Source organism: Bacillus infantis, from assembly GCF_020171945.1.
In the GTDB taxonomy this organism is placed as follows: Bacteria; Bacillota; Bacilli; order Bacillales; family Cytobacillaceae; genus Bacillus_AB; species Bacillus_AB infantis_A.
In genome coordinates this window covers 42596-56358 of record NZ_JAIVAP010000028.1, presented here as the reverse complement: position 1 = coordinate 56358, position 13763 = coordinate 42596, and the positions used below count along the sequence as shown (strand labels likewise).

Annotated in this window: 15 protein-coding genes; 13 read left to right on the top strand and 2 right to left on the bottom strand. The window is 45.7% G+C overall.

What is annotated here, in order from left to right; all coding sequences use genetic code 11:
* Positions 1-647: 647 nt before the first annotated feature.
* Positions 648-851, bottom strand: coding sequence for a sigma factor G inhibitor Gin (locus LCM00_RS23250; protein ID WP_022543201.1), 204 nt, complete (start codon positions 849-851; stop codon positions 648-650).
* Positions 852-1030: 179 nt separating this feature from the next.
* Between LCM00_RS23250 and LCM00_RS23245 the strand changes: the two genes are divergently transcribed.
* The 10 genes from LCM00_RS23245 to rsmI all read left to right on the top strand — a co-directional run bounded on the left by LCM00_RS23245 (position 1031) and on the right by rsmI (position 8293).
* A complete protein-coding gene (locus LCM00_RS23245) occupies positions 1031-2503 on the top strand; it encodes an aminotransferase class I/II-fold pyridoxal phosphate-dependent enzyme (RefSeq protein WP_224906482.1) in 1473 nt (490 codons plus the stop codon).
* 28 nt (positions 2504-2531) lie between these two features.
* On the top strand, positions 2532-3167 hold the full coding sequence (tmk, locus tag LCM00_RS23240) for a dTMP kinase (protein ID WP_224906480.1): 636 nt from the start codon (positions 2532-2534) through the stop codon (positions 3165-3167).
* A gap of 175 nt (positions 3168-3342) precedes the next feature.
* Complete coding sequence (locus tag LCM00_RS23235; RefSeq protein WP_009791690.1) at positions 3343-3672, top strand: cyclic-di-AMP receptor; 330 nt, start codon at positions 3343-3345, stop codon at positions 3670-3672.
* Positions 3673-3697: 25 nt separating this feature from the next.
* A complete protein-coding gene (locus LCM00_RS23230) occupies positions 3698-4138 on the top strand; it encodes a YaaR family protein (RefSeq protein WP_224906478.1) in 441 nt (146 codons plus the stop codon).
* Between the two features lie 13 nt (positions 4139-4151).
* A complete protein-coding gene (gene holB, locus LCM00_RS23225; protein WP_224906489.1) occupies positions 4152-5159 on the top strand; it encodes a DNA polymerase III subunit delta' in 1008 nt (335 codons plus the stop codon).
* Positions 5152-5979, top strand: a complete 828-nt coding sequence (locus LCM00_RS23220) for a PSP1 domain-containing protein (RefSeq protein ID WP_224906469.1) — start codon at positions 5152-5154, stop codon at positions 5977-5979. The genes holB and LCM00_RS23220 overlap by 8 nt, the downstream gene beginning before the upstream one ends.
* Before the next feature lie 13 nt (positions 5980-5992).
* Positions 5993-6361, top strand: a complete 369-nt coding sequence (gene yabA / locus LCM00_RS23215; protein WP_224906487.1) for a DNA replication initiation control protein YabA — start codon at positions 5993-5995, stop codon at positions 6359-6361.
* A gap of 58 nt (positions 6362-6419) precedes the next feature.
* Positions 6420-7160, top strand: a complete 741-nt coding sequence (locus tag LCM00_RS23210) for a tRNA1(Val) (adenine(37)-N6)-methyltransferase (protein ID WP_224906467.1) — start codon at positions 6420-6422, stop codon at positions 7158-7160.
* Complete coding sequence (locus LCM00_RS23205) at positions 7150-7437, top strand: GIY-YIG nuclease family protein (RefSeq protein WP_224906466.1); 288 nt, start codon at positions 7150-7152, stop codon at positions 7435-7437. Before LCM00_RS23210 ends, LCM00_RS23205 begins: the two co-directional genes overlap by 11 nt.
* Complete coding sequence (gene rsmI / locus LCM00_RS23200; protein ID WP_224906463.1) at positions 7415-8293, top strand: 16S rRNA (cytidine(1402)-2'-O)-methyltransferase; 879 nt, start codon at positions 7415-7417, stop codon at positions 8291-8293. The genes LCM00_RS23205 and rsmI overlap by 23 nt, the downstream gene beginning before the upstream one ends.
* 110 nt (positions 8294-8403) lie before the next feature.
* Here rsmI and LCM00_RS23195 read toward each other — a convergent pair whose 3' ends face one another.
* Positions 8404-8688, bottom strand: a complete 285-nt coding sequence (locus tag LCM00_RS23195; RefSeq protein WP_009791698.1) for an AbrB/MazE/SpoVT family DNA-binding domain-containing protein — start codon at positions 8686-8688, stop codon at positions 8404-8406.
* Positions 8689-9404: 716 nt separating this feature from the next.
* Between LCM00_RS23195 and metG the strand changes: the two genes are divergently transcribed.
* The 3 genes from metG to LCM00_RS23180 all read left to right on the top strand — a co-directional run bounded on the left by metG (position 9405) and on the right by LCM00_RS23180 (position 13749).
* Entirely contained in the window at positions 9405-11366 is a 1962-nt protein-coding gene (gene metG, locus LCM00_RS23190) for a methionine--tRNA ligase (protein WP_224906461.1), read from the top strand.
* Between the two features lie 149 nt (positions 11367-11515).
* The gene (locus LCM00_RS23185) at positions 11516-12286 is read left to right on the top strand and encodes a TatD family hydrolase (RefSeq protein ID WP_224906459.1); all 771 of its coding nucleotides are present in this window, start codon (positions 11516-11518) and stop codon (positions 12284-12286) included.
* 269 nt (positions 12287-12555) lie between these two features.
* Complete coding sequence (locus tag LCM00_RS23180; protein ID WP_224906457.1) at positions 12556-13749, top strand: G5 and 3D domain-containing protein; 1194 nt, start codon at positions 12556-12558, stop codon at positions 13747-13749.
* Positions 13750-13763: the final 14 nt, after the last annotated feature.

Sequence of the window (13763 nt, the reverse complement as noted above, 5' to 3'; positions counted from 1 at the left end):
GAAGCTTTAAGCGTTTTCGAGCCAAAATCTTATTAACTCATAAGTATAAAAAGTTGGGTGTGCATATTGGATAAGGGTGAAGCCCTTTGGACCTCACCCCAACATTTGACGTAGAACCTATTTTTAATGAAAAGGAGAAGATTTTAATAAGAAAAGGGTTCTTGAGCGGAAATTAGTGGCCGGTGTGGGCAGATTAGCAGGGTTTTTGATTAGATTGATGGGGAGAGCAGCTGCTTTGATTGCGAATTTCATCAATTTGTCCGATAATCTACCAACTTGGCGATTTATTTAATCAATTGGCTGAATAATTTACCGACTTCCCCACTTAATTTACCGACTTCGGCATTTAATTTACCATTTACCTTAATTCAGGCTGTTAATATCTTAAATACTGCAGAAAAAAGCATACCGGGCAAGCGAATGATCTGCATTTTTGGTTAAAGCAATGGGAAAAGCATCTGCTATAACCATGAATTTTACCAATTCGTCCACTAATCCACCGACAACCCAAATAAACTAACAATTAAAACCCAGCTGCCCAACTCCACACTCTGCCTTCAAATATGCTTACCTGCTTCTCCCGCCAAGGCCACAATTTCAAAAGCTGTTCTCCTCCAATAAACCACAAAAAAAAGAAGCATCAGCTTCTACGAGAATATTTCCGGTGTATTTACTTTACGCAGTTTTTTCAGATAATATTTATATTTTGGATTGTCCGTGTCGGTGTTAATCAGATCAGATTCACAATCTGTGCAGATGAAAGAGGTATATAAATGTATGCCCCTTGTTTTATCTTCTTCGCAAATGACACAGGTTTTCTTCATCTGATTGTTTGCCAATAAAGAATCCATATCTCCACCTCCACTCTTATTCTGTCCATTTTGCAAGAAATAATACAATTTTTTGAAAAGTCTCGAGAGTATTTACATGTTTTCTATTGTATGTGCTGCTTCGCTTCCGGGTGTATGTCTATAGGCAATTCTTTTGGGAACAGCTTAGTTTTATTTAGGGGACGCATTATCTTTTTAAGATGGGGTCTGATAAAATAGGTGAAGAATCTAATAATCTGGTGATGACAATGAATGACTATAATAATCTTCCCCTGTTCAGCAGGCTGCTGGATCATATAGGGGAGGAAAGCATCTCCCTGCATGTCCCGGGACATAAGAACGGGCTTTTATATAAAGGCAGCCAAGAGGTGTACGCAGAGGCTCTGAAGCTGGATGTGACGGAATTATCCGGTCTGGATGACCTCTATGCTGCCTCAGGCGCTATCAAAGAAGCGGAACTTTTAGTCAGCAAGCTGTATGGAGCTAAGGAGAGCTCTTTTTTAATAAATGGGTCGACTGTTGGAAATCTGGCTATGATTCTGGGGACTGTGAAGGAAGGGGAGACGGTCCTTGTGCAGCGGAATTGCCATAAGTCTGTTTTGAATGGGATCCGCCTTGCCAAAGCGCATCCTGTTTTCCTGGGGCCGGAGTATAATGGTGACTGGGGAGTCGCCGGCGGCATTGCTCCAGATACGGTGGAAAAGGCGATAAGCCTTCATCCTGGCGCCAAAGCGATCATCCTGACTTATCCAAACTATTATGGTATGGTATTTGATTTGAAGGCAATCATCCATAAAGCCCATCAGCATGGGATGCTTGTATTAGTGGATGAGGCACATGGGGCCCATCTGATTAAAATGTCCCGGCTGAAGTCGGCAGTGGAGCTGGGGGCTGATTTCGTGGTGCAGTCAGCCCACAAGACGCTCCCTGCCATGACGATGGGTGCTTATCTACATTATAATAGCCGGCTCATCGGTTTTGAGGGAGCAAGGGAATATTTGCAGATGCTGCAGTCCAGCAGCCCTTCTTATCCAATCATGGCATCATTGGATGGTGCCAGGCATTATTTAGAAACATTTACAGAAGAGGATGATAGAAGCCTCCTTGATCGTATAAAATCATTCAGACGCGGGCTGGCCGGCATAAGCGGCCTGCTCGTGCTGGAATATGAAGGTGGCGCAGGAGATCCGCTTAAGGTTGTGATCCAGCCTGAGGGATTGTCCGGCTTTGAGCTGCAGGGCCTGCTGGAGGACGAGGGGATTTATCCTGAAATGGCGGATCCCTATAATGTTGTGTTTGTCCTCCCGCTCTTAAAGAAGGATATGGATTTTCCTTTTGAAGAGATTATTTTTAAAACGGAAAAGGCAATGTCCGAAAAAAGAGACAGCCAGACTGCTAAGGTGAATTTTTTTCAAAAGCCATCCGTTTCGACCCTTGCCCTGAATACTCAGGACCAGATGGGAATGAGAAGGAAAACAGTATCCATGGAGGAGGCGGCAGGAAAGATATGCGCAGAGCTGATCATTCCATATCCTCCCGGCATTCCGCTCCTTTTCCCTGGTGAAGTGATATCAGGAGAGGATGTAAAGAGCCTCCAGCTTTTACAGGCAAGCGGTGCAAGGTTCCAGGGCGGCAGACATCTAGATAAAAATCAAATCAGCATATATGCTTAACGAGCAGAATGTAAGCAGGAGGAACATGATGGATAAAGGTATATTTATAACGGCAGAAGGTCCTGAGGGGGCCGGCAAAACGACAATTATCAATATGCTGGCGAGCGGGCTTGCCGATGAAGGATATAAAGTGATGCAGACGAGGGAGCCGGGCGGCATTGAAATCGCTGAGCAGATAAGGGCTGTTATCCTGGATACAAAGAATACGGCAATGGATCCGCGGACCGAGGCGCTTCTTTATGCAGCAGCGAGAAGGCAGCATCTGGCAGAGAAAGTGCAGCCTGCCCTTGATGAAGGCTATATCGTCCTGTGCGACCGGTTTATTGACAGCTCGCTTGCCTATCAGGGATATGCCCGGGGGCTTGGGATTGATGAGGTCTATTCCATCAATCATTTTGCAATTGAAGGCATGATGCCTGAACTGACCTTATATTTTGATATTGATCCGGCTTCCGGCCTTCAAAGGATCGGCCGGAATGAGGGGCGGGAAGTGAACAGGCTGGATCTGGAGAGCCTGGAATTCCACAATAAGGTGCGGGAAGGCTATGAGATTCTGATTGCGAAATTCCCTGACAGGATTAGCCGCATAGATGCTTCTCTTCCTGTAGAAGAGGTTTACCAGCTGGCATCTGTCAGGCTAAAATCACTGTTAGCAGATAAATAGATGCTGAACGAAAGGGCCTCATAAGGCCTTTTCTCCTTTTCAGGAAACTGTTTTTGTTCTTTGGAGAACGGAATTATTTCAAAGCACTTGAATAGACCCTGTTTATAGACAGAATTCTTGCTATAATATAGATAGATACACGCGGAAAAACACTTTTTAAAGGACGTGACAATAGATGAAGCTAATATTAGCCGTTATTCAGGATCAGGACAGCAATAAGCTGATGAGTGCGTTAGTGGAGCATAATTTCAGGGCAACAAAGATGGCGAGCACCGGCGGCTTTTTAAAAGCAGGCAACACGACCTTTATGATTGGTACAGATGACATCCGGGTGGATAAGGCCCTGCAGGTCATAAAGGACAGCTGCAGCGCGCGCGACCAGCTTGTGGCGCCTGTATCGCCGATGGGCGGGAATGCCGATTCTTATGTGCCGTATCCGGTTGAGGTCGAAGTGGGCGGTGCAACAGTGTTTGTTCTGCCGGTTGAAAGCTTCCACCAGTTTTAATAAGGAATAACAGGAGACGATTGCTTTGAAAATAAATCAGGATTTGCGCCTTAACCTTGATAAGGTTAAGCAGGATCAAAAGCTTCAGCCAGGCGGCGGGGCAAAATTCCAGCAGCTTGTCCAGAAGCAGGACCAAAAGATGCAGATGGCCCAGCTTCAGGGGCTTTTGAAGGACATCGACTCTGCCGGGGAACGCTTGGGGAGATCGCGCAATTTCAAGGATCTTGCCAAGTTTAAAACACTTGTCAAACGTTTTGTGAAGGAAACAGTCGATTACGGGATGGAGCTGAACCAGTCCCACAGCTGGAACCAGTATGGACAGGGCCGGTCTTTAAAGATTGTGGAAACCATTGACCAGAAGCTGGCCGATCTGACGGAGGAAGTCATGAAGAAGGAAAAGCAGTCCATCGGTATACTGGGGAAAATCGGGGAAATCAAAGGACTGCTGATTAATATATATATGTAGGTGAGTGATCAGTTTGGCAAAAACGTGGGAGCAGCTGGAGAAGCTTCAGCCTGCCGTATTGAAATTATTCAAAAACAGCATACAGAAGGACCGGCTTGCCCACGCCTATTTATTTGAAGGGATGAGGGGGACCGGAAAGAAGGATGCCGGGCTTCTTCTGGCAAAAAGCCTGTTCTGCGAAAGGCCGGAGGGCGGCTATATCCCCTGTGAAAACTGCACAAACTGCAGGCGGATCAACAGCGGCAACCATCCGGACATACATCTGCTGGAGCCTGATGGGCTTTCAATTAAAAAGCATCAAATACAGGCGCTTCAGGAGGAGTTCTCCAAAACAGGAGTGGAATCGAAGCGCAAGCTTTATATGATCAATCATGCCGATAAAATGACGGTCAATGCGGCGAACAGCCTTCTCAAGTTTCTGGAGGAGCCAAACTCTGACTCTGTCGCAATCCTGATGACCGAGCAGGGGCAAAGGATGCTGCCGACAATTTTGTCCCGCTGCCAGACAATTTCATTCATTCCGCTGACACCCCAAAATATGGAAATGCAGCTCGCTGAAAACGGTGTAAGCCCGCAAATGGCGCCATTATTGGCCCAATTAACCAATAATTTGGATGAAGCAATCGCTCTCTCCAGTGATGATTGGTTTGCACAAGCACAAAAAATAGTGTTAAAATTATATGAAGTGCTGAAAAAGAATCCTTTAGAAGCAATGGTTGCACTGCAGGAAGAATGGTTTTTGCACTTTAAAGAGAAAGAGCAGTTTGATCGCGGTTTGGATTTGCTGATACTTATCTTTAAGGATTTACTATATATACAGCTTGGGAAACAGGGACAGGCTGTTTATCTAAACGAGATGAACCGTTTAGAGCAATATGCATTACAAACGTCCGGACGTCGTCTGACCGAGCAGATGACAGCCATTTTGGAGGCAAAAAGAAAGCTGCACGCAAATATGAATCCGCAGCTGTTGATGGAACAGCTTGTGTTAAAATTGCAGGAGGGATCTTCATTTGTATGATGTAGTGGGAGTACGGTTTAAGAAAGCCGGGAAGATTTATTACTTCGATCCCGGAGATCTCTCAATTCAAAAGGACGACTTTGTAATCGTGGAAACAGTCCGGGGCGTAGAGTACGGAAAAGTAGTAATTGCCCGGAAGCAAGTGGATGAGAACGATGTTGTCCTTCCATTGAAAAAAGTTCTGAGAATTGCAGATCAAAAGGATCGGATGATTGTTGAGGAAAACAAGGAAGCTGCACATGAAGCATATGAGGTGTGCTGTGAAAAAGTCAGCACTCATCAGCTTGATATGAAGCTTGTTGATGTTGAATATACATTTGATCGAAATAAAGTGATTTTTTACTTTACAGCCGACGGAAGAGTAGATTTCCGGGAGCTTGTAAAGGACTTGGCAGCGATCTTTCGGACAAGGATCGAATTGCGCCAAATTGGTGTTCGGGACGAAGCTAAGATGCTCGGTGGCATAGGCCCATGCGGTAGGATGCTTTGCTGTTCTACCTTCCTGGGGGATTTTGATCCGGTGTCGATCAAGATGGCAAAGGACCAGAACCTTTCCCTTAACCCTACTAAAATATCCGGACTGTGCGGACGGCTCATGTGCTGCCTGAAGTACGAGAATGATGAGTATGAGTCTGCGAAAGAGCAGCTGCCGGATATAGGAGAGGTCATCAATACTCCACAGGGCCGGGGCAAAGTGGTAGGGCTCAATATTTTAGAACGCGTTCTGCAAGTGGAAGTGAGAGACCAGGAGCGTGTCCTTGAATATACGCTGGACGAAGTGCTGACAGAAGGTGCTGTTTCGGTACAATCCACAGATTAATGAGGTGGAACGCGTGGATAAAAAAGAGATTTTTGATTCCGTGATCAATATGGAAACCCAAATCGGACAACTGTATACACAGCTTGGCGAACTTAAGCAGCATCTGGCAGAGATACTTGAGGAGAATAACTCCTTGAAGCTGGAAAATGACCACTTAAGGCGCCGGCTGGAAACAACGGCAGAGCAACAGTCCAACAGGAAGAAAGACAAGAAAGGGAAAAGCAAGCCGGAGCAGGATGATAAAGTCATCGATATTGGCGAGGGCTATGACAATCTTGCAAGGCTTTACCAGGAAGGGTTCCATATCTGCAATCTGCATTTCGGGAGCCCGCGTAAAGAAGGGGATTGCCTTTTCTGCCTTTCCTTCCTTAATAAGAAATAATGTAAGCCTTCCTTTTGCCGGGAAGGCTCTTTTTACAATGTTTATCGGAGGAAATTGTATGCTGAATTTAAAAGGGGATGAGCGGCTGGATTATCTGCTTGCTGAAAAGCTGCGCATCATCCAGAGCCCGTCTGTGTTTTCTTTTTCACTGGATGCTGTCCTGCTGGCGAGATTTGCTTATGTGCCGATCCAGAAAGGGAATCTGATTGATCTGTGCAGCGGCAATGGTGTAATTCCGCTGTTTTTGAGCAGCAGAACAAAAGGGTCGATTACCGGTGTGGAAATTCAGGAAAGGCTCTATGATATGGCTGTGAGAAGTATTGAGTACAACGGGCTGGAAGACAGGATTAAGATGATCCATGGGGACATTAAGGATATGCCGGCCCTGCTCGGGCATGGGAAGTATGATATTGTGACATGCAATCCGCCTTATTTCCTTACACCAGCCAAAGATCAGATCAATGCCAATGAGCATCTTGCCATTGCCAGGCATGAGATCCTTTGCACACTGGAGGATGTAGTGCGCGTCTCCAGCCAGCTGCTGAAGCAGGGAGGGAAGGCAGCCTTCGTCCACAGGCCGGGTAGGTTCCTTGATATTGTCACTCTGATGAGGCAGTATAAGCTTGAGCCGAAGCGTCTCCAGTTTGTTTATCCGAAGCAGGGTAAAGAGGCCAATATGCTCCTTGTCGAAGGGGTCAAGCAGGGGAGTCCGGATTTAAAGGTGCTCCCGCCGCTTTATATCTATAATAAGGATCATGAATATACACCGGAAATCAGTGAGATGTTATATGGAAAATGATACACATTACTTCTATGTGCTGAAATGCAGGGATGGCAGCCTCTATGCCGGCTACACCAATGATCTCGACAGGCGGGTCAGGCTTCATAATGAAGGGAAGGCGGCTAAATATACAAGGGGGCGCGGACCGGTTGTGCTTGTCTATCATCAAGTCTTTTCAGGAAAAACTGAAGCGATGAGGGCAGAATATCAATTCAAGCAGTTGAGCAGAAAAAAGAAAGAAGACTTTCTAATGAAGGAAACAGGTGATTTGGATGTGGCAGCAAAAGAGCTTTAGCAGTGATTATAGGAAGGGTACGCTTTATTTGGTGCCGACGCCTATCGGAAACCTGGAGGATATGAGCTTCCGGGCCGTGCGGATGCTGAAAGAGGCCGATTATATTGCAGCTGAGGATACAAGGAATACAAAGAAGCTTTGCAATTATTTTGAAATAGAAACGCCTGTCATCAGCTATCATGAGCATAATAAAGGCCATAGCGGTGATAAAATCATTCAGATGCTTGAAGAGGGATCAGCGGTAGCAGTGGTGAGTGATGCCGGAATGCCAACTATCTCCGATCCGGGCTATGACCTGGTCGTAAAGGCGCTTGAACACCAGCTGACTGTTGTTCCGCTTCCGGGGGCAAATGCTGCACTGACGGCCCTTATTGCTTCAGGTATTGCCTCGCAGCCTTTTTATTTCTATGGTTTCCTGAACAGGCAGAAAAAAGAGAAAAAGCAGGAGCTGGAAAAGATTGCTAAGATTAATGCAACCATTATCCTGTATGAATCCCCGCACCGCCTGAAGGAAACACTGCAGCTGATGAGCGGGCAGTTAGGTGAACGCCAGGCCGTTCTATGCCGGGAGCTTACAAAGAGATATGAAGAATTCATCCGGGGCAGCCTTTCAGAGCTTGTGGAATGGGCAGAATCTGATGAAGTCAGAGGCGAGTTCTGTATTATTCTTGAAGGGAATCCGGAGGGAGAATCTGCAGAAGAAGATATGTGGTGGGAGCAGCTATCCATTGAGGAGCATGTAAAACACTATATATCTGTGAAGGAGATGAGCTCCAAGGATGCCATCAAGCAGACAGCGAAGGACAGGAGCCTGAATAAAAGAGAAGTGTACAGCGCTTATCATATTGAGCAATAGAAAAAAGCTTCCGGTAGATGGAAGCTTTTTTCTTTTCATATAGAATCAAAAAGTATTACTCTTACAAAGAGCGCAAGTGACTGGAATGCTGAGTCAGCTCTATACTTTTCTTATTTTGCAGTTTCAAATGTGCTTTGGATTTCTTTCAGCAGCTGTTCTGCACCGTCACGGCTCAGGATCAGCTTGCCGCCAGCAAGTGTGATGTTATCATCAGATACTTCACCAGTAACCTGGCAAGTCATGTTTGGCTTATATTTTTTCAAAATGATGCGCTCATCATCAACGTAGATTTCAAGAGCGTCCTTTTCGGCGATGCCAAGTGTACGTCTTAATTCAATCGGAATAACTACGCGTCCCAGTTCATCAACTTTACGAACAATACCTGTAGATTTCATAATAAAATCTCCTCTCATATCTCCACTATTTTCTTTTTCTCTATCTATAGATTCGTCATTATTCGACAAAATTCTTATAGATAACATAATACCAGCCATTCCCAAATCCGTCAATTACTTTTAAATCAAATTTTTTTAGAAATTTTTAGGTGATGAAGAAAGTTGCTATATCAAGGTTTTGTGGCTGAGGAGACACATTTTTGGTATTGTGCTGTTTTAATATATATTTTGAATTAAGAGTAAAATTTTATACTATAATAACTTCATTCGACAAAATTCTACAAAAATGTCGAAACGCTTCATAATATATACTTCGAGCGGGATTGCGGATTTATGAGGATACTTGGAACCGAAGGCAAAGATCGCCTTCGATTCCAAAGCGTCTTATGCTCACAGGATGTAGGTCATGCAGGCGTTGCCACAGGACGTGGCGTATTTAGCCTGCGTTCCTTAAATTGCAAGCCGCCTCCGCCTTTCTTAGTTGCACTATTTGATATTTTTAGGTATATTTTGAGGGTATAAGAGGCTATGCTGACGAGTATAGAAAACATAGTGAATTTGCTTGATTGCGGGCATGCTAGGCTGATTTTCGCTCTCGTCCTGGAAAGGGCGGGATTTTTTGCATTCAGGGCCTGAGATGCCATATCAAATAGATGGACGAGCTTGTGTTTTTTGCTTGCTCTTACTTTGCTGAACATTAACAGGAGGGAAACCAAATGGAAGGAAAATTGAAGACCTTTTATCTTACAACCCCGATCTATTATCCGAGCGGGAACCTGCATATCGGCCATGCCTACACAACAGTGGCCGGCGATGCAATGGCCCGCTATAAGCGCCTGCGCGGCTATGATGTTATGTATTTGACCGGCACGGATGAACATGGACAGAAAATCCAGCAGAAAGCGGAAGAAAAGGGCGTAACGCCGCAGGAGTATGTCGATGAGATCGTCGATGGCATCAAGGACCTGTGGAGCAAGCTTGATATTTCTTATGATGATTTTATCCGCACGACCCAGGATCGCCACAAACAGGTTGTTGAAAAGATTTTCGCCCGCCTGCTTGAGCAGGGTGATATTTATTTGGGAGAATATGAAGGATGGTATTGTACACCTTGTGAATCATACTTCACAGAGCGCCAGCTGGCTGACGGCAACTGCCCCGACTGCGGACGCCCTGTCAATAAAGTGAAGGAAGAGTCCTATTTCTTCAAGGTGAGCAAATACGCAGACAGGCTGCTTAAGTATTATGAAGAAAACCCGCATTTCATCCAGCCTGAATCACGCAAAAATGAAATGATCAACAATTTCATCAAGCCTGGACTTGAGGACCTGGCTGTTTCAAGGACAACCTTTGATTGGGGCGTGAAAGTGCCGGACAATCCAAAGCATGTAGTATATGTATGGATTGATGCGCTCTCCAACTATATTACGGCGCTTGGCTATGGAACAGAAGATGACTCTAAGTATCTGAACTATTGGCCTGCGGATGTTCATCTGGTCGGCAAGGAAATTGTCCGCTTCCATACGATTTACTGGCCGATCATGCTGATGGCGCTGGATCTGCCGCTGCCTAAAAAGGTATTTGCCCATGGCTGGCTTTTAATGAAGGATGGGAAAATGTCCAAATCCAAAGGGAATGTCGTCGATCCTGTTACATTGATCGACCGCTACGGATTGGACTCTCTCCGCTATTACCTCCTTCGCGAAGTGCCATTCGGCGCTGATGGTGTTTTTACACCGGAAGGATTTGTTGAAAGGGTCAATTTTGACCTGGCAAACGACCTGGGCAATCTGCTTAACCGTACAGTGGCAATGATCGAGAAGTATTTTGACGGAACGATACCTGCCTATACAGGATCTGAAGGCGAGTTTGACAAGCAGCTGCTGGACATGAACAAAGAAACAGTCGCGAAGTATGAAGAAGCGATGGAAAAGATGGAATTCTCTGTAGCCCTTTCATCTGTGTGGCAGCTTGTGAGCAGGACGAACAAGTATATCGATGAAACACAGCCATGGGTGCTTGCGAAGGACGAAGCACGCAAAGAAGAGCTGGGCAATGTGATGTTCCACCTGGCTGAGTCTCTGAGAAGGACCGGCGTATTGCTGAAGCCTTTCCTGACACGCACGCCGGATGGAATCTTCAACCAGCTGAATGTGAACACGGAAGAGCTGACATCCTGGGAGAGCCTCGAGACATTCGGCCTGATTCCGGAGAATACGAAGGTAGTCAAAGGAGATCCGATTTTCCCAAGGCTTGATATGAAAGAAGAAGTTGAATATATCAAAGAAAAAATGCAGGGAAGCGCACCAGCTCCTGCAGCAGAAGAGAAGAAAGTTCCTGAAAAGCCGGACAGCGAAGAAATTACAATTGATGATTTCATGAAGCTGGACCTGAGAGTAGCTGAAGTCATTTCTGCTGAGCCCGTCAAAAAAGCGGATAAGCTTCTGAAGCTTCAGCTTGATCTTGGCTATGAAAAGAGGCAGGTTGTCTCCGGGATTGCAAAATTCTATAAGCCGGAAGAGCTTGTCGGCCGCAAGGTTGTCTGTGTGACCAATCTTAAGCCGGTTAAGCTGAGGGGCGAGCTGTCAGAAGGCATGATCCTGGCTGGAAGCGAGGACGGAGCGCTGTCCCTTGCGACTATCGCCGAGTCGCTGCCAAACGGGGCGCGTGTAAAATAAACAGTAGAATGGACATAGGGATGTTTGCGTTTTATAAGCGTCGGACAGCCCTATGTTTTCTTTCATTTAAGGATAGGAAAGATAATCTGTAACATAAATGAAATAATAGAGATGTAAATATAATATTTTCTTCAGTAAGGAGTTTTTCTATGTTATTCGACACACATGTCCATTTGAATGCTGAGCAGTTTGAAGAAGATTTGGAAGAAGTGATCGGGAGGGCACAGGCGGAAGGTGTCTCCCATATGGTGGTTGTCGGCTTTGACCGCCCAACAATCACAAGGGCAATGGAGCTGGCAGAGGCCTATGATTTTATTTTTGCATGTGTCGGCTGGCATCCTGTTGATGCTATTGATATGACTGATGAGGATCTGGCCTGGATCGAAGAGCTGGCTGCCCATCCGAAAGTAGTGGCAATCGGGGAGATGGGGCTTGACTATCATTGGGACAAATCGCCGAAGGATGTCCAAAAAGATGTATTCAGAAGGCAGATCAGACTGGCGAAGAAAGTTAAGCTGCCGATCGTCATCCATAATCGTGACGCAACGGCTGATGTTGTGGAAATCCTGAGAGAAGAGGGAGCGGGCGAGATCGGCGGCATCATGCATTGCTACAGCGGCAGTGTCGAGGTGGCAAAGGAATGCCTGGATATGAATTTCTATATTTCTCTTGGAGGGCCAGTAACCTTTAAAAATGCGAAAAAACCGAAGGAAGTCGCAGAGGCGGTCCCGCTTGAAAAGCTATTGATAGAAACTGACTGCCCTTATCTCGCCCCGCATCCTTACCGCGGCAAAAGGAATGAACCTGCCTACGTTAAGCTGGTGGCTGAGCAAATTGCGGAACTGAAAGGGCTGGCGTATGAAGAAGTGGCAGAAGCTACAACAGAAAATGCAAAAAGATTATTCGGCATCAGCCGCTAAGTGATTTTGTCGATTCATGGGGGAGCTTGTCCCTATTAAGTCCAATTCTTAAAAGTTCTACACGCCTCCTTTTCATCATAGGATAACCGTGTCGATAAGTCTCTCTTTCCTTTCTCTTGATTTTTTTGCATAATAGGAAATACGTTTTCCCCCTCCCGCCCAGGAAACGAAGCAAAATGAGAGAAAAGTGTTTGAGTTGACAGCCGGCAAGATACTCTATATAATCACTCCGAAGAGAAAAGGAGGCGTTTTTCATCGCGATTGAGACCATGAAAAACCTGTTTTCCAAGTCTTTGAGTAAGAAAAAATTGACCGTCATGGTTGCTAGTTTAATAGTTTTTTCGGCAGCTGCCGGGTTCATGATTTATGAGACCTCGAAAAAAACAGTAGCAGTTTCCATGAATGGCCAGGACAAAGTCATCAAAACACATGCAGATACAGTTCAAGATATATTCGATGATCTGGAAATATCCCTTCGCTCAGAAGACTATTTGTTTCCCTCGGGAAGCACAAAGGTAAAGGACGGCTTAGAGGTAGTATGGGAGCCGGCAAAACAGGTTCAACTGACAGACAGCAGCGGGAAGAAAACGATTTGGACAACGGCAGATACGGTGGGCGGGCTTTTAAAGGAGCAGAATATCGCACTTTCAGAGCATGACAAAGTCAATCCGAAGCCGGAAGAGGAAATTAAGGACGATTTAAAGATAGAAGTGGAAAAAGCTTTTGCGTTAACGCTCATTGAGGGCGGCAAGAAACAACAAATGTGGTCAACTTCGACTACGGTCGCTGACTTTTTATCGCAGCAGGGAATTACACTAAACAATATGGACCGTGTTGAACCAAAGCTAGAAGAGACAGTCAAGGAAAATGCCATTGTCAATGTCATTCGAGTTGAAAAAGTCACCGATGTAGTGGAAGAACCAATCAGTTATGCCGTGGTTACAAAGAAGGACGCCAGCCTTGCCAAGGGGAAGGAAAAGGTTGTCTCCCACGGGCAGGAAGGCCTTTTATCAAGGCAGTATGAAGTTGTTTTGGAAAACGGGAAAGAAACATCCAGAAAATTGCTAAGTGAAAAGAAAGTAAAAGAGAAAAAGGATAAGATAGTTGCTGTCGGCACAAAGGTCATGGCGCAGACGGTTGCTGTTTCCCGCGGAGCGGGCTCAAGCGAGTCCGGCAGGGAAATGTATGTATCCTCTACTGCATATACTCCAAGCTGCAGCGGATGCTCGGGCATAACCGCTACAGGAATCAACCTTAAGTCCAACCCCGGCATAAAAGTCATTGCCGTGGATCCGCGCGTGATCCCGCTTGGCACGAAAGTCTATGTCGAAGGATATGGCTATGCAGTGGCAGCCGATACCGGCTCTGCCATTAAGGGAAATAAAATCGATGTATTCTTTGCTTCCAAGTCGGATGCATACCGTTGGGGAAGAAAGACGGTTAAAATCAAAATATTAGACTAAACGATTTATGCAGG